The organism is Pseudoalteromonas sp. 2CM28B, from assembly GCF_023161935.1.
This window is the reverse complement of the sequence record NZ_JALNTH010000032.1, coordinates 50,717-74,143: the sequence shown is the minus strand read 5'-3', so window position 1 is coordinate 74,143 and position 23,427 is coordinate 50,717. Positions and strand designations below refer to the sequence as shown.

Here is a 23,427-nt window from a genome sequence, read left to right as displayed (position 1 = left end):
TAGTTATTTTTATTAAGATCCGCAGCGTTTTACTATTCTAATAACTCTAAGCCGGAAGCTACTAATGAAACTTAACCCACTTTTTATCGCACTTTTAGCCAGTACCTCTGCAAATGTATTCGCCAACACCGCAAATATAGAGCGCATTGAAGTAAAAGGCAGTTACTTCAACGACTACAAAGTAGATAATGCCAGTGGGCCAATGAGAACCTCAACCTCATTACTCGATACCGCACAATCAGTCACTGTTATTACAGATACAATTGTAAATGAGCAACTAGCAACCACCTTAGGTGAAGTACTAAGTAACGATGCGAGTTTAACGCCAGGATCTAAGCAACGTAATCGTGAAGTATTTAACTTACGTGGTTTTGAGTTAAGTTCATCAACCGGCTACCTGCGTGATGGCCACCAGCATTGGTCGCACTATCAACAACCCATTGAAATTTTAGAGCAAGTTGAAGTAATTAAAGGACCATCGAGTATTTTGTACGGCCAATCGGGCCCTGGCGGCTTAGTAAATATGGTGACCAAAAAGCCAACCGCACAAACGTTATTTAATGCCAGTGCCGATGTCGATCAACATGGCTCAACTCGCTTTATGCTTGATGCTGGCGGCGCATTGACTGAAGCTGAAGATTTACGTGCCCGTGGCGTATTAGTAAAACAAGACGTTGAATACTGGCGTGAGTATCAAAACGGTGATAACCGCGAACGCGATCGTTTTTTAGGTGCATTAGTGGTTGATTACGATATTAGCGATAACGCCTTAGTACGTGTTCACTATGACCGTACTGATGACGAAGCAGGTCTAGATACGGGTGCTTGGATCGATAATGATGCCAATATCATTGGTAACGATAAAACAATTCGTGACATGTCTTGGGCCTTTACCGACATCACCGTTGAAAACATGGGCATTGATTTTAAGGTGTTTTTAACCGACAACTGGCACGTAAATTTAGGCTACAACGAGCAAACATTTGAACGCCAACGCTTTGAGTCAGCACCACGTAAGCCAAGTGACTTTATCGAAGGCGATAGCTATCAGTCACGCCCTTACGATCGCTTTGATGATTGGCAGTTTAAAACTGCTTTTATCGACTTTATTGGCGAATTTGAAACCGTGGGTGTGCATCATCAATTACTTGTAGGCGTTAACTCACTGGATTATTACTACGGCCAATTACGAACCTCTGCTGATGCAATTAATTTTACTGCGGGTCAAAATGAGCCTAATCGCCCTAATATAAGTTACAAATCAGATGATACTATTAGCTCATCTGCCTACGACTACTTCGGGATTTATATTCAAGATTTGATTTCGTTCTCGCCTAAATGGCAACTATCACTAGGTGGTCGTTACGATAAACAAAGTAAAGAAAACAGCAATAACGAATCGTTCGTACCTAAGGTCGGCGTACTTTACCATCCAAATGCCTCAGCAACCGTATATGCAAGTTACTCGGAAGGGTTTGAGCCGCAAAACGAAACATTAGAAAATGAAAATGATGTTAATAATGGCATGAAACTCGATGCCATTACCTCTGAGCAACGAGAAGTTGGGGTTAAATGGCAACTATTTGATGACCGATTAATGCTCAGCGGCGCCTTATTTGATATTAGCAAAACAGGCACCTTAGTGAGCGAAGATCTGATTAACCCTATTGGTGATATAACCAGCATCACTACGCAAGCAGGTGAGCAACGCCATAAAGGCTTTGAGCTTTCTGCTCAAGGTGCTGCTACCGACCGTTTATTTGTTATGGCATCAACCATGTATTTAGATGCCAACTATGAACGAGATGAAGAATTAGAAGGTAAGCGCCCTACCGATGCACCAAAGTGGTCTGCCTCACTTTGGACCCGTTATGAACTCAATGACGCCATCGCTTTTAATGCCGGCGCTTTTTATGAAGGTGAACGTTTTGCTGATAACGCTAATACCGTAACAAAAGAGGGTTATACTCGTGTTGATATTGGCGCAACCTACAAGCTTAACTTAAATAACAATGATATTAACTTACGTTTAAATATTGAGAACTTATTCGATAAAAACTACCTAGTCGGTGGCGGTTTAAATAACGTTACCGTAGGTGAAGGCACAAGCGTGCGTTTAGCCGCACAATTTAGCTTCTAAGCTGATTCTCTATAAAGCCCATATCAAAAAGTATGGGCTTTATAAACCAATCCTTTATGACATAATTACTTACAGTTTGCTGCTTTACTAATTTATCACTTGCTCTAAAGTTGTAAATTAACAAGGAGCCTTATTATGTTGCTTTTCAATACTAGCCAGTCATTTCCTTATTTTGCACAAACGCAGTGCTGCCCTAATTGCCATAGCCGCGCCTATCATCTGATAAACCAAAGTCGCTTTTTACGCTTTACGGTTATTCCTGTTTTACCTTTAGCGCTAAGCTATAAATACGAATGCTATCAATGTGGCTATAATGCGCCTGCAAAGCTAAAGCAGTTACCTATTTTTGAAATTGTCACTCTACCTAAATACTTTATAGGAGTGTTTTTAGCGTTATGGGTGGGGCTGTTTTTTTACCAACAACACGCTGCAGCGCAAGCGCAAAAGCAACACTACTTAACTAACCCTAAAGCGTACGACACGTATTTAGTACACGCCGATAAATTTACTCATGAGCCATGGACACTGACCAACTTAAAAATTGCGCAGGTTTTAAGTTTTGATGAGCAGTTTATAACTTTTCAGGTAAGTAACTACAGCTATAAACGTAGCAACGGCATTACGACAGCAATGCGTACTAGCTTATTAGTGCAAAACGGTTATTTCTCAACTGACAAAATTACTTTGCCTCGTAGCGAAGTTATAAGACTCTATAACGACGGGGTGATTTACGACGTACTGCGCCCCTCAGCAAACAGTTTATATGGTGGTTTTGTAATGTTTCCGCCAAAACCTAAACCGCTATATAAAGGTTTAAAGCTCGACAAAAATAACCAACAAGGGATTACCTACTTTAAAAATGGACAGTACAAAGAAGCCGCTGAAAGCTTTAAGCTTGCCGCAAATGCCGGCTCGCAATGGGGGCAGCTAAATCTTGCGCAAATGTATCGAGATGGGCAAGGCGTAACTAAAAATGTAAAAACAGCAAAGTATTGGTACGAGCAAGCAATAGCGCAAGGTAATAGCAAAGCGAAATATGAGCTAAAACAGCTTTGTGACAATAGCCAATGTAAATAACCTAAGCTGTAGTTAAATAATTAATAGTGTGCGCTTTGATGAAAATATAAAACAAAGCGCAGTCTAAAAATTCACACAGCAGTTATTTTTTAAATATTTTTGTATAAGCTAAATGCAGAATAACAATGCATAGCCCCGCTACTACCCCTAGTAATCCGTCAAATATAAGAGGAGCTAATATTTCGCCGGTGCCATTTAATAACGACTTACCTATGGTTATTACTTCTAATTGCCAATGATGTAGTAGCTCAATACCGTGGGATAAAATGCCGCCACCGACTAAAAACATGGCCACAGTGCCGGCAAAGGCTAAAAATTGCATAAGCCTTGGCGCTGCTGCTAGTAAGCCTTTACCGATCAGCTCTTTAAACTTATTGGCCGACACCTTGGATTGGTTAAGTAAATACAAACCCGCGTCATCAAGTTTTACAATTCCAGCTACCAATCCATAAACACCAATTGTCATGATGATGGCAATAACACTTAGCACCAGTGCTTGATTCATTAATGTAGCCCCAGCCACAGTCCCTAAGGTAATTACAATAATTTCAGCAGAAAGAATAAAGTCAGTACGAATAGCACCTTTTACTTTTTGCCTTTCATATTCAACTAAATCTAACTTTTCATCATCATCTATCGTTTCCTCATGGTGAGGTAAAAAGCGAGCAAATACTTTTTCAGCGCCTTCAAAACATAAAAATAAGCCACCCATCATTAAAAGTGGTGTAATTAGCCAAGGCAACCACACACTAATTAATAACGCAGCAGGGACTAATATCGCTTTATTTAAAAAAGACCCTTTTGCCACTGCCCATACTACCGGCAGCTCTCTATCGGCAGTGACCCCTGTAACTTGCTGCGCATTGAGCGCCAAGTCATCTCCTAGTACGCCTGCCGTTTTTTTAGTCGCAACTTTACTCATAGTCGCAATATCATCAAGTAAGGTCGTTATATCATCAAGTAATGTTAAGAGGTTAGTGCCAGCCATGATATTCCCTAGCTAAAAATAAGAGCTTAAACATAACGTAAAGCCTTATTTTCACCAACGGTTAATTTAGCTTTGCTAAGCTCTTAATTAACCAAGCGACCAAATAAGTAAAACACAACCTAATGAAACACTACGCCATTACTATTACTTTAATAGCCCTGGTTGCATGCAATGAGCAACCCATTACAACAAACTACATGTGCGATAACACCGCTGCACAGCTAGATATTATTAGCAACAAACAGGCGACGCTCCGCTTTAATAAGCATGATTATTTATTAACTCATGAGGTGAGTGCTTCTGGTAGCAAATATATTAATACCAAGGTACTGTTTTGGAGTAAGGGCGAGCAAGCTATGCTAATAATTGACGGTAAAAAATATCAATGCACAAGCAATTAACCATTAACTAACAACATATTAAAAAACTTGCTACACTAACAAAAGTCTTAATATTGTTGATAACGTTATGCATTCTATCGCTATAAAACATAAAATAATTTTAGCCTTTTCAGCTATTGGTCTATTAATGCTCACCAGCTGCATATTTTTTTACTGGTCACTCCATCAAATCAGTACCACTAACTCGCGCATAGAAACGTTAGCGGTTCCGGTACAGCAAGCAAGTAAAGACCTGCGTTTATCGCTACTTTCAATTACTAAATTTAATGCCATTGCTTACAGCCAAACTAAACTTGATTTACTACTGCAAAATAAAAAGCAAGCACACGCAGAGCAAACACAGTTTTTTAATAAATTAGAGACGCTAAAAGCGCAAGTTGCCAAACAACAAAGTATGCAAACATTACTTGTTACTATTCATAATGACTTCACTAAACTAAATACAATAAGCAACGACATGCTTGCAGTAAAAGAGCAACGCTTTAAGGCACAAAGTACCGCCGCAGCACTGACAGTTACCTTTAATGAACAGCTACGCGATCTGAGTAACCAGTTACTTGATATAGAGCTCATAAACGTAGCAGGCAACCAGCAATCGCTTTTAAATGCAGTCTTTGGCACAGCGACTCGAATTGATGATTTATTATTTACTCTAAACAATAATGTCAAAGGCATTGGGCAAGTAACCACCTCAGAAGATATCAATGCCCACCAACAAGACACTTCTTTTTTACTCGATAATATTCAATCTAATCTTAGTTATTTAGAGCAACAAGCCTCTCCTATTACAAATAAGCTCAACGCCAATGAGTTAATAGCGGCGTTTAACGATTTAAGCAGCCTATTAAATAGTCCTGATGGGCTGTATGCATTGCAGAACACTGTACTCAATAGCAAAGACAAGGTTGATCAGCGGTTTGAAAGTTTTCAACATGCCTTTATCATTATAGAAAATCAGCTAATTGAGCTTAATAAACTTGCAGACACGCGTTTTGACTCCCTGCAAGAGAGCGCTAAGTCAGCAATCAATACCGGCTCTAGCTTAGTTATTATTATTGCTTTTGTTTTAATTGTTTTGCTGGTTATTATTTCAGTGTTTACTACTAACGCCATGCTAAAACCACTTAAAAAGGTAAATAAAGAACTCGCACGCATAGCCTCAGGTGACTTTTCACAGCGTAGTAATCCTCTAAGTAAAGACGAATTTGGTACCCTACTGCATAATACCAATAAGCTTTGTGATGATTTAACTCACCTAATAAAAGGGATCAGTAACGACGCCTACGAACTCGATAACTCAGCCATTCAAACCAGTGAAAAAGGGCAGCAAATGACCATCGTTGCTAAGCAACAGCTGGAACGCAGCGCACAAGCAACCTCATTAGCGCAACGTATGCTACAAAGCTCACAAGCCGTTTACAAACAAGCGCAGAGTACCTCAAATGAAATAACGAATGCCTCGCAGTTTGCAAATGATGTCAATGACATTGCAAACAACAATAGCCAAAGTATTGAATCTCTTTTAAGCCGCTTAGATAAAGCCGTCACCAGCACCGAGGAGCTTGCGCAATACACCCAACTGATTGGCGCTATTGTTGATACGATTAGCAGTATTGCAGAGCAAACCAATTTGCTAGCGCTTAATGCGGCCATTGAAGCAGCAAGAGCCGGTGAACATGGTCGAGGATTTGCCGTAGTGGCCGATGAAGTGCGTTCGCTTGCAGCACGAACACAAAGCTCCACTAGCGAAATAACCACCATGATCAACACACTACAACAACATACTCAGACTACCCAAGCTGAAATAAATGATGGTCAACAACAAGCCAAGCATTGTGTTGAAAACAGTACTGAACTAAATGCAGCCGTTGAGCGTATCAAAAGCACGTTAGTATCGGTCAATGCAATGAGCAAAGACATTGCCCATGCATCGCATGAACAACTTGCAAACAGCACTGATATCCAACAAATAATGGCTAAGGTAACCGATCATGCCACCTTAAATGCCGACAATGCGACGACCCTAGCAAGCGAAAGTGAAGATGTTAACCAACTTGCACACTCTTTAAAAGATGCGGTAGAGCGCTTTAAGTTTTAAGTGCAAGTAATGGCTTGGCTTGCATGAACTGGGTATAATACTTTTAACTTTTTGCTAAGTAACGGCCCACAATGAAATACAAAGATCTACGCGATTTTATCGATTTACTTGAAAAACGAGGCGAATTAAAACGCATCAGCCAAGAAATCGACCCGTATCTTGAGATGACCGAAATTGCCGATCGCACACTGCGTGCTAAAGGCCCCGCTTTATTATTTGAAAACCCGAAAGGGTATGACATGCCTGTTCTAGCTAACTTATTTGGTACACCTAAGCGTGTAGCAATGGGTATGGGCCAAGAAGATGTCAGTGAATTACGAGAAGTTGGTAAGTTATTGGCATTTTTAAAAGAGCCAGAGCCACCAAAAGGCATTAAAGAAGCCCTTGGACAAATTCCGGTATTTAAGCAAGTCCTTAATATGCCAGCCAAAGAAGTAAAAAAAGCGCCCTGCCAACAAGTTATTTTACAAGGTGACGATGTTGATTTAACCAAGCTTCCTATTCAGCATTGCTGGCCTGGTGATGCTGCGCCTTTAATTACTTGGGGTTTAACCGTTACCAAAGGGCCTTATAAAAAGCGTCAAAATTTAGGGATTTATCGCCAGCAGTTACTTGGCAAAAATAAAATTATTATGCGTTGGTTATCTCATCGTGGTGGCGCGCTTGATTTTCAAGAGTGGTGCAAAGAACACCCTGGTGAGCCGTATCCGGTATCAGTGGCATTAGGGGCAGATCCTGCCACAATTTTAGGGGCGGTTACTCCGGTCCCCGATACATTAAGCGAATATGCTTTTGCCGGTTTATTGCGTGGCAGTAAAACGGAAGTGGTTAAGTCTATTTCGAATGATTTACAAGTACCGGCCAGTGCAGAAATCGTGCTTGAAGGGCATATTATGCCGGGAGAAATGGCACCTGAAGGCCCCTATGGCGACCATACGGGTTACTATAATGAAGTCGATGACTTTCCCGTTATGACGGTCACTCATATTACTCATCGTAAAGACCCTATTTATCACAGTACCTTTACGGGTCGTCCGCCTGATGAGCCAGCTATTTTAGGGGTGGCTTTAAACGAGGTATTCGTACCAATTTTACAAAAACAATTTCCAGAAATTGTCGATTTTTATTTACCGCCAGAAGGTTGTTCGTATCGTATGGCCGTGGTTACCATGAAAAAACAATACCCAGGGCATGCCAAGCGCGTAATGATGGGGGTTTGGTCATTCCTACGACAGTTTATGTACACTAAATTTGTTATTGTCTGCGATGATGACATTAACGCCCGAGATTGGAACGATGTAATATGGGCTATTACCACCCGTATGGATCCTGCACGCGACACCACGTTAATTGAAAACACGCCAATAGACTATTTAGACTTTGCATCGCCTGTCTCTGGCCTTGGTTCAAAAATGGGCATGGATGCAACCAACAAATGGCCTGGCGAAACAACCCGTGAGTGGGGCGAACCTATTGTTATGGATCAAGCCACTAAAGATCGCGTTGATGAACTTTGGGATAGCCTAGGTATTCTTTAACGACTTTGGTCTAGGCTATAAACTCACCCTGCGGATATGCTACTATTGCTCAAATAAAGTGCGTATCCGCTAATTTAAGGTAAAACATGCAAACATTACACGCTGACGTTGTTTCTATCAGTCCACTAACAGAATTTGTTCATAAAGTTATTTTAAAGCCGCAGCAACCCGTCACATTTGAAGCTGGCCAATATTTACAATTGGTTTTAGGTGAAAAAGATAAACGTGCGTTTTCAATTGCAAGCCGTCCTTCACAAACGGATGCTTTAGAATTACATATTGGTGCTTCAGTTGCTGACTCATATGCTATGCAATCGCTAGAGCACCTTCGTAGTGCCCACAATAATAATCAAACCGTGACTATTGAAGCGGGCTTAGGTGTTTCTCAACTACGTTTGCAGTGCGAGCGCCCCATTATTTTACTTGCTGGCGGCACAGGCTTCTCTTACGCAAAATCAATGGCCGATCACCTTGCTGAAATAAACTGTCAGCGCCCAGTGCTATTTTATTGGGGTGTTAAAGAAGAGTCTGCGCTGTATGCACACACCGAAATGAAAGCTTGGGCAGATAGCCATAAGCACTTCGAATTTATTCCTGTGGTAGAAAATCCTACTGACAGCTGGACTGGCCATACTGGTTATGTGCATAAAGCGGTAATGGACGATATCATCTCGCTTGAACCTTACGATATTTACATGGCAGGTCGTTTTGACATGATAGGCATAGTGCGCGATGACTTTATTAGCCACGGAGCCATTCGCGAAAACATGTACGCAGATGCATTTGCTTTTATAAAGTAAAAGATAGCAGATTATTTTTAAGGCACCTTAGGGTGTCTTAATTGTTTTTATTACCCGCCATTACCGCTGCGATGATTGTTATTACCTATTAAACTCATCAACATAAACAATTTCCTAAAATCCAATCTATAAACCATACTTTGTATAGAACATTCAGCGGGAGAAACCTAAATGCTAAATACAAAAGTAAAAGATTTTATGCAACACAAGTTGCCTCATATTACCCCTAATACAGAAATGACGACCGCCATTGCAGAACTACAAAAATTTAAATTGCTTGGTGCCCCAGTATTTGACGATAACAAGTTGCTAGTAGGTTTTATCTCTGAGCAAGAGCTACTTAAACCCCTAATGCAAAGCAGTTATTTTTGTGACGGTATGGTAAAAGTGTCGCAGTTGATGCAAACAGAAGTTGTGACGGTCAGCGGTGATACCAATATCATGGAATTAGCAGAACAAATGCAACCTGGTAAGCCAAAGAATTATCCCGTGGTTGATGGTGACGTTGTAGTTGGCATGATCAGCCGTGCCGATATTTTAAAAGCACTTTATGATAATTACGTTAGCTGTCAAACTCACATATAAACAAAAATGCCACTGTAAACAGTGGCATTTTTAATCGTATGGGTGATTAACGCTGTGCGACTTTGGTTTTGAGTGCCTGTTTATCTGCATCACTTAAATACGCAATTTCAAGTGCATTGGCTTGCGCTTTTTCCATATCAGCTTGCGATAAACCAGCTTGTGGCGCTGCAGTTGCATATTCGTACTCAATTTCAATCCCTTCAACAGCCGGATCATCGGTATTAATGCTGGCCAAAATGCCATGATCTAAAAACTGTTTAAGCGGATGCTTCGTTAAGTCATTGACTGTACTGGTTTGAATATTGCTGGTTAAGCACGATTCAATACCAATACGGTTATCACGTAAATAATCCATTAGCGTTGAGTCTTCAATCGCTTTAACGCCATGCCCTATTCTGCTTGCACCAAGCTCGTTTAATGCTTGCCAAATACTGGCAGCACCCAATGCCTCGCCAGCATGCACGGTAACCGCTAAATATGCATCACGTACTTGTTTAAAGTGATCAACAAACAGCTCGCCAGGGTAACCAATTTCGTCACCGGCTAAATCAACCGCGACCAAATCATTTTTAAAAGCAAGTAAAGCATCCAGCTCGTGTTGACAGGTTTTAACACCATAAGTACGAGACAAAATACCAATTAAGTTTGCTTTAATATCAGCATCTTTTGTTGCACTTTTAATACCATCGACCACAGCTTCAACAACGCCCTGAGGATGTAAACCTTGGCTTTGTGCCATGTAGTAAGGGCTAAAACGTAGTTCTACGTAATCAAGGCCTTGCGCTTGTGCATCTTCAATGTTTTCTATCGCAATTCGTCTACAAGCATCATAATCACCCAGTACCGTGACCCCCCAATCAAGCTTTTGTAAAAATGCCATTAGGTTTGGCTCAGGATCAATAACCTGAACATGAGGAATAAGTGCCTCAACATTATCTGCTGGTAAAGCTATATTAAACTGACGACCAAGTTCTAATATGGTTTGCGCGCGTACATTCCCATCTAAGTGACGGTGAATATCTAGCAAAGGTATTTTTCTATTAATCATAGTAGCTACTCGGTTGAATTAAAATTGCGCGAATGATACGCAGGTACATTAATATTTCAAGTGTAGAATATTTAAAATGGCGCTTGGAGGGCTTATGTCTGCCTTTTGTACAAAAATACGTGTTACTTATCTAAGCGAGATAAATAATACCAAAGCGTTTTAAATAGCTCATCAGCTTCAATAGGCTTGGTCATGTAGCTATCCATTCCAGAGGCAATCGCTTTTTGAGCGTCTTGTTCGTGAGCGTTGGCGGATAAACCAATAATAGGTAAATCAATAAAACCTAACTCATTACGAATCACTTTTGTTGCTTGTAAACCATCCATATTAGGCATTTGAATATCCATAAATACTAGATCGTAGTTTTTTTCGCTAAGCATCGCAATCGCTTCTAAGCCATCTTTTGCGATATCAGCAATACCGTGTTTAGTTTCTAAAATAGCACTTACAACATGTTGGTTTAATGGGTTGTCTTCCACTATAAGTAATTGATATTTTTCTAAAGAAATATTACTGACATCAATTTTTGATAAAGCATCAGCACTGTATTTGGCTTTTGGCAGCGATGAATGAACTGGTAAGCTAAAAGTAAACGTAGATCCATGCCCCTCACTGCTTTTTAAATCAATAGCCCCTCCCATCAATTCGACCAATTTTTTACAAATACTCAAACCTAAACCAGTACCACCGTACTGACGCGACGTTGAGCTATCGGCTTGAGAAAAGGGTTTAAAAAGCTGTTTTTGAGCAGCAGAGCTAATGCCAATCCCGGTATCGTTAACGCTAAAGTATGTCATTTTTGATGATTGCCAAATCTTTAACGTAATACAGCCCTTTTCGGTAAATTTTACTGCATTATTTAATAAATTAAGCAGAATTTGCTTTAAACGAATAGGATCGGTATTGAGAGTTAAATGCGCATCGCTGTCATACTCTAATTTTAAAGAAAGCGATTTACTCTCCACCTCAAATTGCATTAAACCGACGATGTCCTCGGCTAATTGTTTGAGGTTCACAGGCTCTTGCATTAACTCAAGTTTACCGGCTTCCATTTTAGAAAAATCGAGTACATCGTTTAACACTCTTAATAATACACTTAGAGCACCATCAGCTTGCTCTATATAGCCTTTTGCTTGCTGCCAATCCTGTTGTTGTAGCGCTAGATAGTGCATACCCTTTATGCCATTTATTGGCGTACGTATTTCATGGCTCATGTTGGCTAAAAACTGACTTTTTATAGCACTGGCTTCATCGGCCTTTTGTTTTTCTTGGCGTAGCGTGAGTGTTTGCTTTGCCACTTGTTCGCGAATTCGAATATTGGTAGCCGTCACAGAGATCAAAAATATAATCAACAACCACACAAATAACATACCCACTATTTGCGCCAGCCAGTATATTAACCACGATGATTTTAAAACGGGTTGATGCAGCTCAACGCGCCACATTCGCTGACCAATTAACAACTGATATTTTTTTAGTAACACCATAGAATGATGCTCTGCAATATAAAGTGCCTGCTGTTTTTCAGTATTATTAATATCAAAAAAACTAATCGCAATACGCTCATTAGAGTCAAACGACAGCGACTTAGAAAGTTTAGCTAAGCTAACCACGGCAACAACAAATCCTTTAAAATCGCCTTCTGTTACCACATTTCCAAAAACGGGATACATAAAGAGTACACTTAATTCATCGTTATTCGGTATCAGTGCTGTCGGTTCACTGATCACCAATTCATTAAGTACTTTAGATTTAGTGAGTGCTGTACGCACTTGCTCGTTTGAACCTAAATCAAACCCAACAATATCTTTCATACCCCTAAGTGGATTTATATATTTTACAGGGTAATACAACTCTCGATAGGGGGCTTTTTGCCATTGCCCATTCGCTGATTTTTGTTTGATAAACGGGTTTTCGCTATCAACTTGCTCAATCCATGATTGATACTCGGCACGAGAATCATCAGTAATAGCAGGAACCCATTTAAAAGCGAGTATTTCTTCACTGTAGCTTAATTGTTTAGCCGTAAACTGCGTAAACTCACTAAAACTAACGTCTTCACTATTTGCTAAAAAACCACTTAATAAAGATAGATGTGCAATGATCTCATCTAACTTTTGATTTATAGCGCTTTGAGTCGCAAGCACTTCCGTTTCTTGTTTTTGAGTGTCTTTTTGTTTTTTTACACTCGCTGCACCATAAAAACTAATACTAATAATCGCATAAATAAGTAATGCAGGAACAATAACTTGTAGCCGATGGCGCATCTCAGAATAGTGAAATACAGCTAATAGTAATGGGGTAAAAATTAATACGCCAATACTGTCACCTATCCACCAAGTAATAAAATTATCCAGCGCATTCGCAACAGGGATGATCTGGTTAAATACTAATAAACTCGTACCAGCAATAGCGCCTATGACACAGCCGACAGGACCTGCGATTGCTAAGCTTTGAATACTTAATTTTAACGATGAAAGGTCTAGAGGGGCTTTTATTACTTTTGTAATTATTTGCGCGCCAAGCCATGCTTGCAAAAAAGCAGCGCCGCTGAGGCCCACTGCATGTAACAAAATTTGCCAGTTTAAAATATCTGTAACATGGTCTAAATGAATTAAATTAATCAGTAAAGAACCAGCAATAATGCCTAAGTAAGCGCGATGGCGCCATAATAAAAAACTGGCTAGTGCAATGCCTGCAGGTGGCCAAGAAGCCACGGCATAACCGTCTATTGCGAGTAATAAATTACTAAGATAACCAGTAAAAAAATAAGCGCATGCAAGACTAAAAGAGAGTGTAAACACATTTTTCATAGCCTTCGCTCCTGCACTTTTAATTATTGATTTATAAAATATAATCCACTATTGGTAGAGCACAAGCGCCTTATCTAATTGTGCGCTGTGTTTATAGCTTAGTATAGCTTGTTGTCGATACTGTGATTTGTTATCGCTATTAAGCGCCTTGTCGAATACTCGTGCAGCTAAATCATAATCACCTTGGGCATTCGCTAAACACGCCAATGCTAATAATAACGCGTTATTGTGCTCGTCTTTTTTCAACCGTTCTTGAATGCTTGATTGCAACTTATATGCATTACTTGGCGCAGCTTCACGTAAAATGTCGGCAAGTTCAGTGTGGTGCTTAGCATGTTTGAGCATTTTAATTAACGCGTTTTCAATACTCGCCAACTGCCCTGTTTTTGCCATTTGAGTTAAGTACGCAGTGTGCGCATGTGCTTGCAATTTCTTACCTAATTGCTGGTACTTACTGGTTAGCTCATCACTTGCTTGAGCAGCAAAATAAGCTAAAAACACCTGCTGCCACTGCTTATCGCTCAATGCATCTTTACGTAATAAGCGCGGTAAAAAGTCTTCTAGTATTTTAAAGTGCTGCTGTTGCACCAACACTTCAGTGTACAATTTTAGCTCAAGTACCGTGGCTTTTTTAGACTCAGCCGCCATCCGTATTTGCGGTTCAATAACACTGCTGTCGCCACTGGCTAACCACAGTTTAGCCACTTTTAGTTGCTGCTCAGGGCTTATTTCAAACAAGTATTCCAGCGCTTTATCGGGTTGATTATTTGCCAGTGCAGCTTTTGCTAGTAACGCCAAACGTATGTCTAAAAATTTAGCTGGCACACTGTTACTTGATAACGCGCTTTCCACTTGCGCGTAATCGTCATTAATCAAGCTCCACAGCGCTTGCTCTATAGCTGCATGCTTGCGCTCTTGGCTGCGAGCAAAAAATCCATGTTTGGTATTTCTGTAAATAGATAGGCAGTAGCGTATGAATTTGTAAGTTAAATACAAAGCTGCTGCGCTCAGTGCCGCCATAATACAAAACGAAACAATCGTACCTTCTATGGTCGTGTTATTAAATGAAATCAGTACATAGCCTTTTTCATCTAACACGAAAGGAGTGATCGCTAATACCAATACAATAGCGACAATAAAAATGATCAACCCTATCATTGTGCCCACTCCTTAACTTGCTCAGTACTTTGTAATGTCACCTCAGGGTTAAAGTTAAGCGGCTCTTTTTCAAGGTTTACTAAAGTTTGTAGTACCACTTTTGTGACATTATCATCTTGCTTAAAGTATTCATTAACCAAACGTTTTGTGTCGTTTAAGGCGCTAAAATAGATGCTGGCTTGCTTGCTCATTAGCGCATCTTGCGCCTGAGTAATATTGAGCTTTATGCGCTGATTAATTAGGTGGCGCTCTCTATCAGTTAATAGCGGCTCTATTAATACCCCTTCGTGATGGCGAATTGTAATAAAGCTATCAACTATTTTATTCCAGCTATTTCGGATGTTTTGTTGCCAATCACTCATATTTTCAGAGAGCGCGTTTTCGTCAATTACTGACGCTTCTTCTGGCAAATTAACCGCATTAAATACCAAGTTATCGATACGATCTCTTACACTATTTAACTGTAAGTAAATCGCCTCTGTTGCAACGGGTTCAATACTATCGAGCGTTTGTATGTCTTGTATAATTGCTTGGCGTAACTCAAGCGTGCCTGGGTGGTCGCTTAAAAGTGAATCTAAACGTTTAAGCACTGCACTTGTGCCTTGATAATCTTGTTCAGCCCACAATTTAAATTCAGCCATACGTTGTAAGCTGGTCACTTCTTGTGGGTTTAATGTGTTACCACTTTGCTGCACTTTTTGCAGTGCTGCTTTTAATGCTTGCTGATTTTTTACAGAGTTTTCATTGAGCGCCATAGCAATTTGCTCTTCGCTCTTTTGTAACGCTTGCTGTAGACTGAGCTGCTCAGACTTAAGCGCTTGTAGCTCTTGCTGCAATATCTTATTTTGCTCTGTTAATGCATTAACCGCTAAATTTTGCACTTTACCGGCATTGAGCTTTTGATAAAACTCATAACCCACGCCACTGGCAACAAGTAACGAAATCACCAACGCTAAACTCCCCACCTTACTCACTTTATGGGTATTATTTTGCGTTTGATTATTGGCTTTTGCAGTGTCATTTTTAGCGGTGTTAGACGTGTTATTGGCTATTGGCTGCGCTGCTTTTTCTACTTTTGACGTCGCTGACTGTTCACTCATTTTGCTACCTTGCTGATTAATGCAGGCAAACATAGCGTGGTCGCTAGCCCCTGCCGCAGTATGTATATGTGTCGAATTTATTTTTTGCTGTTGTAAATAATCGCCAATACGCTCACTGGCAACATAAAATTCGCACTGTTGTAACCATGTTAGTTGCGCCGCGGTAAGGGTATTAAAAATGGCATCAACAGCGGCATTACTAGTAATGACTATACCGTGTACATTCTGGCTTTGCCAGTGGTCAATCCAGTCAGCGGGTTGTTGCGCTACCGGCTCGCGCTGATACACTACACAATTATTTAAAAAAGCACCGCGTTGTTTTAAGGTTTTTGCTATCTCAGGCCGCCCACCAATACCTTTAACTAACACAATATTACTGCCATCAACCTCAGCCAATGACTTAAGGGCCAGCAACCCCTCAGAGTCATGTTGTTTTGGCAAAGCCGCACGTACACCAAATACTTCATAAATGGTGTCGGCTGTTTGTTGGCCAACACCATAAAACTGCGCTTTGGTGTTAATTGCAGGCTTAAGGGCACTCAGTGCATGTACTGCATCTTGCGAAACAAAAATAATTTTGTCGGCATTAACCAACGGGCTTAGCTCAACGCTTGTTGGGGTTAAATACGTTATTTTTAAAACAGGACATAAAGACGCTTGATAACCCGCTTGCTCAAGTTGCTGTGCAAGGGCTGCGCCTTTTCCTTCGGGCCGAGTTATCAAGATGTGTTTCATTATGCGTCTCGATATACGTCAGCAAGGATTTTATCTGCGCCTTGTGCTAAGAGTTTTTTAGCCAGCTCAATCCCTAATTTTTCCGCATCATCAACATGCCCACTAATTTCATCGCGTAAAATTTCGCTGCCATCAATAGCCCCAACTAAACCACGTAAATGCACTTGCTCGCCATCAACCAGTGCATACGCACCAATTGGCACTTGGCAGCCCCCTTCTAAGTGGCGGTTCATTGCGCGCTCAGCATTAACACGAATACGAGTTTCACTGTGCTCCAGCGGTGCTAATAAGGCTTTAGTAACTTCATCATCTATACGGCATTCAATACCGACAGCACCTTGACCATTAGCAGGTAACGACACTTCTGGCTCAATAAAGTCACGAATACGTTCACCCATTTCTAAACGAATTAGCCCAGCCGCTGCGAGTATAATCGCATCGTATTGACCACTATCAAGCTTTGCTAAACGTGTATTTACATTGCCACGTAAGTCACGAATTTCTAAATCTGGACGCAACGCTCTAATTTGGCATTGGCGACGTAAACTTGAGGTGCCAACAATGGCGCCTTGCGGTAACGCATCAATATTGGCAAAATTATTTGAGACAAACGCGTCACGCGGGTCTTCACGCTCACAAATAACGTGTAACTCTAAATCATCTGGAAATTCGACTGGCACGTCCTTCATTGAATGCACTGCAATGTCTGCTCGCCCATCAAGCATGGCTTGTTCTAGTTCTTTTACAAATAAGCCTTTACCACCAATTTTAGCCAGTGGTGTATCTAAAATAATGTCGCCTTGAGTCGACATAGGCACCAGCTCTACACGCACGTCATCGTGAAAATGCTCTAGCTGCGCTTTTACGAATTCAGCCTGCCACAGTGCCAATGCACTTTTACGAGTAGCAATGCGAACTAACTTTGTTTTTTCAGTCATAAAATATCCATTAATAATTACTGGGGTCTGTTGACCTTTCAGGATTAAAACCTGTTCTATCTGAGGGCGATTTAATCAGCTAAAATTCTAAATTTTTTTTGCGCAATGAGTAAGCCTCGCTCATCAACCACATCAACGCGCCAATTCCCTAGCTGGGAATCCATAATATTTTTAGTTGAGTAAGTTCGGTAGCGCGGAGAAGTAACTTTGAGCGACACTTCCGCCATCACTTCCCCTTCAAATAACCAAATGTGCTTTACCTGCTGACCTTGTAAGTTTTTAAGCTCACTAAAAAATGACAATGATTCTTCAAATTGGCTTAAACGCACATCGGCGGCAAATACATTGGTTGGTTCACGATTACTCACACTGCGCGTCAATACGGCGCGGCTAATAGTAGCTGTATCTATTTTGGCACCAATGGCCACACTCGCAACTTGTGCTGATTCAGCAAATACTTTTTGCTCAGCCGGTTTTTCACTGGCCGTTTCGGTTTCAGGCGTTTGGTTATCTGTTGCAGCCATGGCTGCTTCTTCAGGCTCAGCAGTGAGCGTTGGCTCTACTTCTTGCTCAATATTACTTTGTTGAACTTTAGGCTCTGATGTTACTTGTTCGGTAATAGGAGCTGATCTTTGTTCATTTGGGGAAAGGATTTTAGGTGCTGTAATTGCGACACCGCTCAGCGGCTCCTCACCAGCATCTGTTGCGTTTTCACTTTCTGCTGATGCTACAGTATCATCGCTTAGCGACACAATTGCGGTTTGTTGCTCAGTAAAATCGAGCTGCTCATGAGGATGCGGCGCCCCTTGATCAGCATTCACAGCGCTAGACAGGCCGTAAATAACCGCTGCTGAGGTCATAATCACCAACATAGAAATACTCACAATCCGACGCCAATGCCACTCATAGCTCACGCTGGGTTCACTAACCTGTGGTTCACGTTTTACATTTGCTGTTATTACTATTTTTTGACTCATTTTGACCCTCAGCGGCTCCTAAACTAACTTAAGCGAGAAATTAACCATTGGCGCACAGCTTGTAACTCTTGTGTACAAACCTGATGCCCCATTGGGTATTCTTGCCAACTTACATCCATGTTATGCGTTGATAATACTTCAAACGCACTTCTACCCGCACTATGCGGTACAACGTCATCTTGGCTCCCATGAGCCATAAATATATTTAGCTGTGTTTGCTTTGCTTCATCAGCCAATTTATGTGGCACACACATATAGGTTGATAGTGCCATAACGCCAGCAAGCTTTTGCTCTAAACGCGGGGCTAAATGTAGCGATATGACGCCACCTTGTGAAAATCCCGCTAAAATAATTTTGTTCGCCGGTATGCCGTTAGCAATTTCTTGCGTTATTAATTGCTCAACTTTTGCTGCAGATTCCCTAACCCCCTGTTCATCTGCACGTTTGTCTAAATCCATCGATTTAATGTCATACCATGAGCGCATTTGCATACCGCCGTTAATAGTAACAGCCTGCATAGGCGCATGCGGAAAGATAAAACGCACACCTAGTTCACTGGGTAAATCGAGCTGTGGCGCTACTGGGGCAAAACCATCACCTGAATCACCCAAACCATGTAACCAAATAACCGTGGCTTTATGCGTCCCCTGAGCTGGGTATTGAACAAACTCTAAACTCATAGCGATGATTGCCACTTAATTTCTTGACCCGCTTGACGTGTTGACGCTTCATTGATGAAACTCCAAAACTCTGCGCCTGAGCGGTTATCGATCCATTGACCATCACGCATTTCAAAATGGTGACCATTAAATTTTGTTGCCACCCACACTTGATGCAACGGTGCTTGCTTATTAATCACAATTTTACTGCGATCTGGAAAAATAATTTCTAAAATACCTTGAGCCGATTCATAATCTAAATCTGCTTCACAATCATCAACTTGTTCTTCAATTGTGAACATAAGAGCTTCTGCTAACTGGTGATATTCGTGATCAGTCATCGTTAATTTCCTTTGCAGGCAAGACGCCTAAATAATGGGTGCATGTTTGTACAGCTAGTGTAACAGGAATAAAATCATCCGCGAATAGCTGCATTTTTTAGATATTCTGTTACTCTGCGATTATAAAGCCAGCAACCGTATTAATCTAATGAAAGCGACATATACCTTACAATTAAAACAACTATTAATCAGCACCGTTTTGTTGTGTGCGTTAGCTGGCTGTGGTCAAAGCGGCCCGCTGTACTTACCAGAGCAGCCTACTGAACAAAATCAGCCAACAGACACCCCCAACAAGCAAACACCTATTGAGCAAAAACAGGAGCAGTAAATGGATTTTTTTAATTATAAAAACAACCAACTATTTGCTGAAGATGTCAGCGTAGCAACGATTGCACAGCACTATGGTACACCGTGTTATGTGTATTCAAGAGCGACGTTTGAACGCCATTATTTAGCGTTTGCTAATGCAGCTCAAGATCATAAAAGCCTAGTGTGCTACGCCGTTAAAGCAAATTCAAATATTGCAGTATTAAATATACTGGCGCGACTTGGTGCGGGTTTTGACATTGTTTCAAAAGGCGAGCTCGCGCGGGTCATTAAAGCGGGAGGCGCAGCCAATAAAGTGGTGTTTTCTGGGGTTGCTAAAACCGCTGACGAAATTGCTTATGCGTTAGAATTAGGTATTAAATGTTTTAACGTTGAATCAATCTCAGAGCTTGAGCGCATTTCAGAAGTAGCCTGTGAGCTTAATCTAGACGCGCCAATTTCTATTCGTGTTAATCCTGATATTGACGCTAAAACACACCCGTATATTTCTACTGGCCTAAAAGAAAACAAATTTGGCATTGGTATCGAAACCGCGTTAAGTGTGTACCAACATGCTGCGTCGTTACCTGGCTTAAATATAGTTGGGGTTGATTGTCACATTGGCTCACAGCTGACACAAACCAAACCGTTTTTAGAGGCGCTTGATAAACTACTGGCATTAATTGATGAGTTAAAAAATGCAGGTATTGAGTTAAGCCATTTAGATATTGGTGGAGGCCTTGGCGTAACCTACGACGACGAACAGCCTCCCCACCCGAGTGAGTATGCAGCACAAGTAACACAGCGCCTTACCAATTATCGCCACCTTGAACTGATTTTTGAACCAGGACGGGCTATTGCCGCCAACGCTGGGATTTTAGTGACTCAAGTTGAGTTTATTAAGCAAAATCAAGACAAGTATTTTGCGATTGTTGATGCGGGTATGAACGACATGTTGCGCCCATCACTTTATCAAGCTTGGCAAAAAATTATTCCTGTCTCGGTGCGTGATGACGAAACACCTACCCACAACTATGATGTAGTTGGGCCGGTGTGTGAAACCGGTGACTTTTTAGGTAAAGACCGCCCTCTAGCACTCAAGCAAGGTGACTTGTTAGTGCAGCGTAGCGCTGGAGCGTACGGCTTTACAATGAGTTCAAATTATAACTCACGCCCACGGGTTGCCGAAATAATGGTAGATGGTGAGCAACATCATCTTATTCGCGAACGCGAAACCATCGAAAGCCTATACCAAGGTGAGAAAATTTTACCATAAACGTTTTTGTTACCTAGCTGCTCTGTGGCATGATTAGCACAGAGCAAAACCGAATTAGAGCGCTATGTTAGTTAATTTTTCCAAAATGCACGGCTTAGGTAACGACTTTGTTGTGATTGATAATATTACACAAAACGTTTTTTTATCCCGTGATCAAATCAAAAAGCTGGCCGATCGCCATTTCGGCATTGGGTTTGACCAATTACTGATGGTTGAAGCCCCTTACTCACCCGATCTCGATTTTCACTATCGGATTTTTAATGCCGACGGCCACGAAGTAGAACAATGTGGTAATGGCGCCCGTTGCTTTGCCCGCTTTGTACGCATGAAAGGCTTAACCAATAAGCATAAAATTAGCGTTTCAACTAAATCTGGTAACCTCACCCTGTATATTGAAAAAGACGGCCAAGTAACGGTTAACATGGGACACCCTAATTTTGAGCCGAGTAAAATCCCGCTCAAAGCAACCAAACGTGAGCTGACTTACATTATTCGTGCAGAAGAACATACCGTTTTTAGTGGTGCTGTTTCTATGGGTAACCCGCATTGCGTCATGGAAGTAGACGACATTGAAACGGCACAAGTGAGTACCCTTGGCCCGTTGCTTGAAAATCATGAACGTTTTCCACAGCGCGCAAATATTGGCTTTATGCAGGTTATTTCTCAAGAACACATTAAACTCAGAGTGTGGGAACGTGGTGTAAGCGAAACACTTGCTTGTGGTACCGGTGCATGTGCCGCTATGGTGATTGGCTTTATTCAAAACAAGCTCACCAGCACAGTGCAAGTTGATTTACCAGGCGGTAGCTTACAAGTTCGCTGGAGTGGCGAAGGCCACCCAGTGCGTATGACAGGCCCCGCTGAACATGTATTTGATGGGCAAGTTGCACTATGAGTGAATTAACTAAACAGCAAGTAATAGATTACTTACAACAGCACCCTGATTTTTTAATAAATCAACCTGCGCTATTAGCGCAACTTGAGTTACAACAGCAAGTTCAGGGTGCGACTTCGTTAGTACATATTCAGCAACGTCAACTACGTGAACACAATACTCAGTTAAAACATCAAATCGAGACGATGACCAAGCATGCCACGCAAAATGAACTCGTGTACCGCTTGTTCAGTCAATGCCATCGTCAGCTTTGGAGTAATTACGACTTTAATACTTTGGCAAGTAACTTACGCAACATTATTTGCATGAGCCCGACTATCAATGAGTGCAAACTCGTAAGATACGACAGCGCGTTTGAGGGCTTAGTAGAGCATAGATTGTCAGATAATAATCATTATTTAGGGCGGGTAAATCAGCAAGAGCGCGACTTACTCTTTAACGATGATACCCAATCGGCCGCCCTGTATTTAATTGGCGAACCCACTAACCCCTACGCAATTTTGGCTTTTGGCAGCCACGATGAGAACCACTTTGAGCCCTCACAAGATAACTTATTTGTGTTAGATTTTGTACGCTCATTACAAATACGGTTACTGGAACTGGCATGAGCGACGACACGCCAAATATTAGCGACTTAAGCGATAACTGGCGTACACCCATCACGTTATTTAGTGATTACTTAAAATTTGAACGCCAGTATTCAGCGCACACCGTCAATCAATATGTTAGCCAATTAGGTTTTGCCGCCTTGTATTTTAATAAGCTATGCGACAATTGGTTTGCGGTACAAAGTGAGCACATTCGCCGTTACAGCATGGCGCTGCGCGCTAAGCAACTGAGCGGTAGAACAATCAGCTTAAAGCTAAGCTGCATTCGAAGTTTATATAAGTTTTTAAAAGCAAAAAATATTACTGAGCAACCGCATTACCATAACCCCGCGCAAGGAATAAAAGGCCCTAAATTTGCCAAGCCTTTACCTAAAAATCTTGATGTTGACCAAATGGCACGTTTACTCGAAATACCCGATGACGATCCACTTGCCATTCGAGATAAAGCCATGATGGAACTCATGTATTCATCAGGTCTGCGCATTAGCGAGTTAGTTGGTGCTAACATGCAGGATATAAACGCCCGTAATGGTGAAATACTGGTACGTGGTAAAGGTGCAAAAGAACGGCTAATACCGGTTGGCTCTAAGGCCCTTGAGGCATTAAAGAAATGGCTCGCGGTTCGGCCGCTATTTATGGGCGCAGACGAACACGCGGTATTTTTAAGTAGTAAAAAAAACCGTATCTCTGTGCGCCAAGTCCGTTTGCGAATGCAAGAATGGGGCATTAAACAAGGTATAAGCTCACAAGTGCATCCGCATAAATTACGCCATTCATTTGCGTCGCATATATTAGAATCGTCTGGCGATTTACGAGCAGTACAGGAGCTATTAGGCCACAGTAGTTTATCTGCAACCCAAGTTTATACTCATTTAGATTTTCAACACTTGGCTAAGGTGTATGACAACACCCATCCACGTGCTAAAAAACGGACTGATTAGGGTAA

The 23,427-nt window shown here is 41.3% G+C and carries 21 protein-coding genes; 12 read left to right on the top strand and 9 right to left on the bottom strand.

From position 1 onward, the window contains the following. Window positions 1–64: 64 nt before the first annotated feature. Window positions 65–2,140, top strand: coding sequence for a TonB-dependent siderophore receptor (locus MTN96_RS28460; RefSeq protein WP_248533578.1), 2,076 nt, complete (start codon window positions 65–67; stop codon window positions 2,138–2,140). Window positions 2,141–2,275: 135 nt separating this feature from the next. After that, entirely contained in the window at window positions 2,276–3,217 is a 942-nt protein-coding gene (locus tag MTN96_RS28455; RefSeq protein ID WP_248533576.1) for a tetratricopeptide repeat protein, read from the top strand. Between the two features lie 82 nt (window positions 3,218–3,299). Here MTN96_RS28455 and MTN96_RS28450 read toward each other — a convergent pair whose 3' ends face one another. Further along, complete coding sequence (locus tag MTN96_RS28450) at window positions 3,300–4,205, bottom strand: DUF808 domain-containing protein (protein WP_036980862.1); 906 nt, start codon at window positions 4,203–4,205, stop codon at window positions 3,300–3,302. A gap of 122 nt (window positions 4,206–4,327) precedes the next feature. On the opposite strand from MTN96_RS28450, the gene MTN96_RS28445 reads away from it, so the two are divergent. From MTN96_RS28445 to MTN96_RS28425, 5 genes are all read left to right on the top strand, one after another. Next, window positions 4,328–4,606: an MliC family protein gene (locus MTN96_RS28445; RefSeq protein WP_036980861.1), complete on the top strand. Its 279-nt coding sequence runs from the start codon at window positions 4,328–4,330 to the stop codon at window positions 4,604–4,606. Between the two features lie 67 nt (window positions 4,607–4,673). Then, entirely contained in the window at window positions 4,674–6,704 is a 2,031-nt protein-coding gene (locus MTN96_RS28440; protein ID WP_076922609.1) for a methyl-accepting chemotaxis protein, read from the top strand. Between the two features lie 71 nt (window positions 6,705–6,775). Then, window positions 6,776–8,242 (top strand): 4-hydroxy-3-polyprenylbenzoate decarboxylase, encoded by a 1,467-nt coding sequence (gene ubiD, locus MTN96_RS28435; protein WP_013463739.1) that lies wholly within the window; start codon window positions 6,776–6,778, stop codon window positions 8,240–8,242. An 86-nt stretch (window positions 8,243–8,328) separates the two neighbouring features. Then, entirely contained in the window at window positions 8,329–9,042 is a 714-nt protein-coding gene (gene fre, locus MTN96_RS28430) for an NAD(P)H-flavin reductase (protein WP_069438769.1), read from the top strand. Window positions 9,043–9,213: 171 nt separating this feature from the next. Next, window positions 9,214–9,627, top strand: coding sequence for a CBS domain-containing protein (locus MTN96_RS28425; protein ID WP_013463737.1), 414 nt, complete (start codon window positions 9,214–9,216; stop codon window positions 9,625–9,627). A 46-nt stretch (window positions 9,628–9,673) separates the two neighbouring features. On the opposite strand, the gene add is transcribed toward MTN96_RS28425, so the two are convergent. The 8 genes from add to cyaY form a co-directional block, all read right to left on the bottom strand. Beyond that, entirely contained in the window at window positions 9,674–10,675 is a 1,002-nt protein-coding gene (gene add / locus MTN96_RS28420; RefSeq protein ID WP_024601988.1) for an adenosine deaminase, read from the bottom strand. 122 nt (window positions 10,676–10,797) lie between these two features. After that, on the bottom strand, window positions 10,798–13,488 hold the full coding sequence (locus tag MTN96_RS28415) for an ATP-binding protein (RefSeq protein WP_248533574.1): 2,691 nt from the start codon (window positions 13,486–13,488) through the stop codon (window positions 10,798–10,800). Window positions 13,489–13,536: 48 nt separating this feature from the next. Further along, the gene (locus MTN96_RS28410; protein WP_036980855.1) at window positions 13,537–14,646 is read right to left on the bottom strand and encodes a heme biosynthesis HemY N-terminal domain-containing protein; all 1,110 of its coding nucleotides are present in this window, start codon (window positions 14,644–14,646) and stop codon (window positions 13,537–13,539) included. Continuing rightward, a complete protein-coding gene (locus MTN96_RS28405) occupies window positions 14,643–16,481 on the bottom strand; it encodes a uroporphyrinogen-III synthase (RefSeq protein ID WP_138626649.1) in 1,839 nt (612 codons plus the stop codon). Before MTN96_RS28405 ends, MTN96_RS28410 begins: the two co-directional genes overlap by 4 nt. After that, on the bottom strand, window positions 16,481–17,419 hold the full coding sequence (gene hemC, locus MTN96_RS28400) for a hydroxymethylbilane synthase (protein ID WP_069438765.1): 939 nt from the start codon (window positions 17,417–17,419) through the stop codon (window positions 16,481–16,483). Before hemC ends, MTN96_RS28405 begins: the two co-directional genes overlap by 1 nt. Window positions 17,420–17,490: 71 nt before the next feature. Then, window positions 17,491–18,396, bottom strand: a complete 906-nt coding sequence (locus MTN96_RS28395; RefSeq protein WP_069438764.1) for a DUF2914 domain-containing protein — start codon at window positions 18,394–18,396, stop codon at window positions 17,491–17,493. A gap of 23 nt (window positions 18,397–18,419) precedes the next feature. Further along, a complete protein-coding gene (locus tag MTN96_RS28390) occupies window positions 18,420–19,076 on the bottom strand; it encodes an alpha/beta hydrolase (protein ID WP_036980847.1) in 657 nt (218 codons plus the stop codon). Continuing rightward, on the bottom strand, window positions 19,073–19,396 hold the full coding sequence (cyaY, locus tag MTN96_RS28385; protein WP_013463729.1) for an iron donor protein CyaY: 324 nt from the start codon (window positions 19,394–19,396) through the stop codon (window positions 19,073–19,075). Before cyaY ends, MTN96_RS28390 begins: the two co-directional genes overlap by 4 nt. 148 nt (window positions 19,397–19,544) lie before the next feature. On the opposite strand from cyaY, the gene MTN96_RS28380 reads away from it, so the two are divergent. The 5 genes from MTN96_RS28380 to MTN96_RS28360 all read left to right on the top strand — a co-directional run bounded on the left by MTN96_RS28380 (window position 19,545) and on the right by MTN96_RS28360 (window position 23,422). After that, complete coding sequence (locus tag MTN96_RS28380) at window positions 19,545–19,724, top strand: lipoprotein (RefSeq protein WP_013463728.1); 180 nt, start codon at window positions 19,545–19,547, stop codon at window positions 19,722–19,724. Beyond that, a complete protein-coding gene (lysA, locus tag MTN96_RS28375) occupies window positions 19,725–20,978 on the top strand; it encodes a diaminopimelate decarboxylase (RefSeq protein WP_024601982.1) in 1,254 nt (417 codons plus the stop codon). It begins immediately after the preceding gene. Window positions 20,979–21,042: 64 nt separating this feature from the next. Then, the gene (gene dapF / locus MTN96_RS28370; RefSeq protein WP_013463726.1) at window positions 21,043–21,873 is read left to right on the top strand and encodes a diaminopimelate epimerase; all 831 of its coding nucleotides are present in this window, start codon (window positions 21,043–21,045) and stop codon (window positions 21,871–21,873) included. Then, on the top strand, window positions 21,870–22,481 hold the full coding sequence (locus tag MTN96_RS28365; RefSeq protein ID WP_069438763.1) for a DUF484 family protein: 612 nt from the start codon (window positions 21,870–21,872) through the stop codon (window positions 22,479–22,481). Before dapF ends, MTN96_RS28365 begins: the two co-directional genes overlap by 4 nt. Continuing rightward, entirely contained in the window at window positions 22,478–23,422 is a 945-nt protein-coding gene (locus MTN96_RS28360; RefSeq protein ID WP_069438762.1) for a tyrosine recombinase XerC, read from the top strand. Before MTN96_RS28365 ends, MTN96_RS28360 begins: the two co-directional genes overlap by 4 nt. Window positions 23,423–23,427 lie beyond the last annotated feature (5 nt).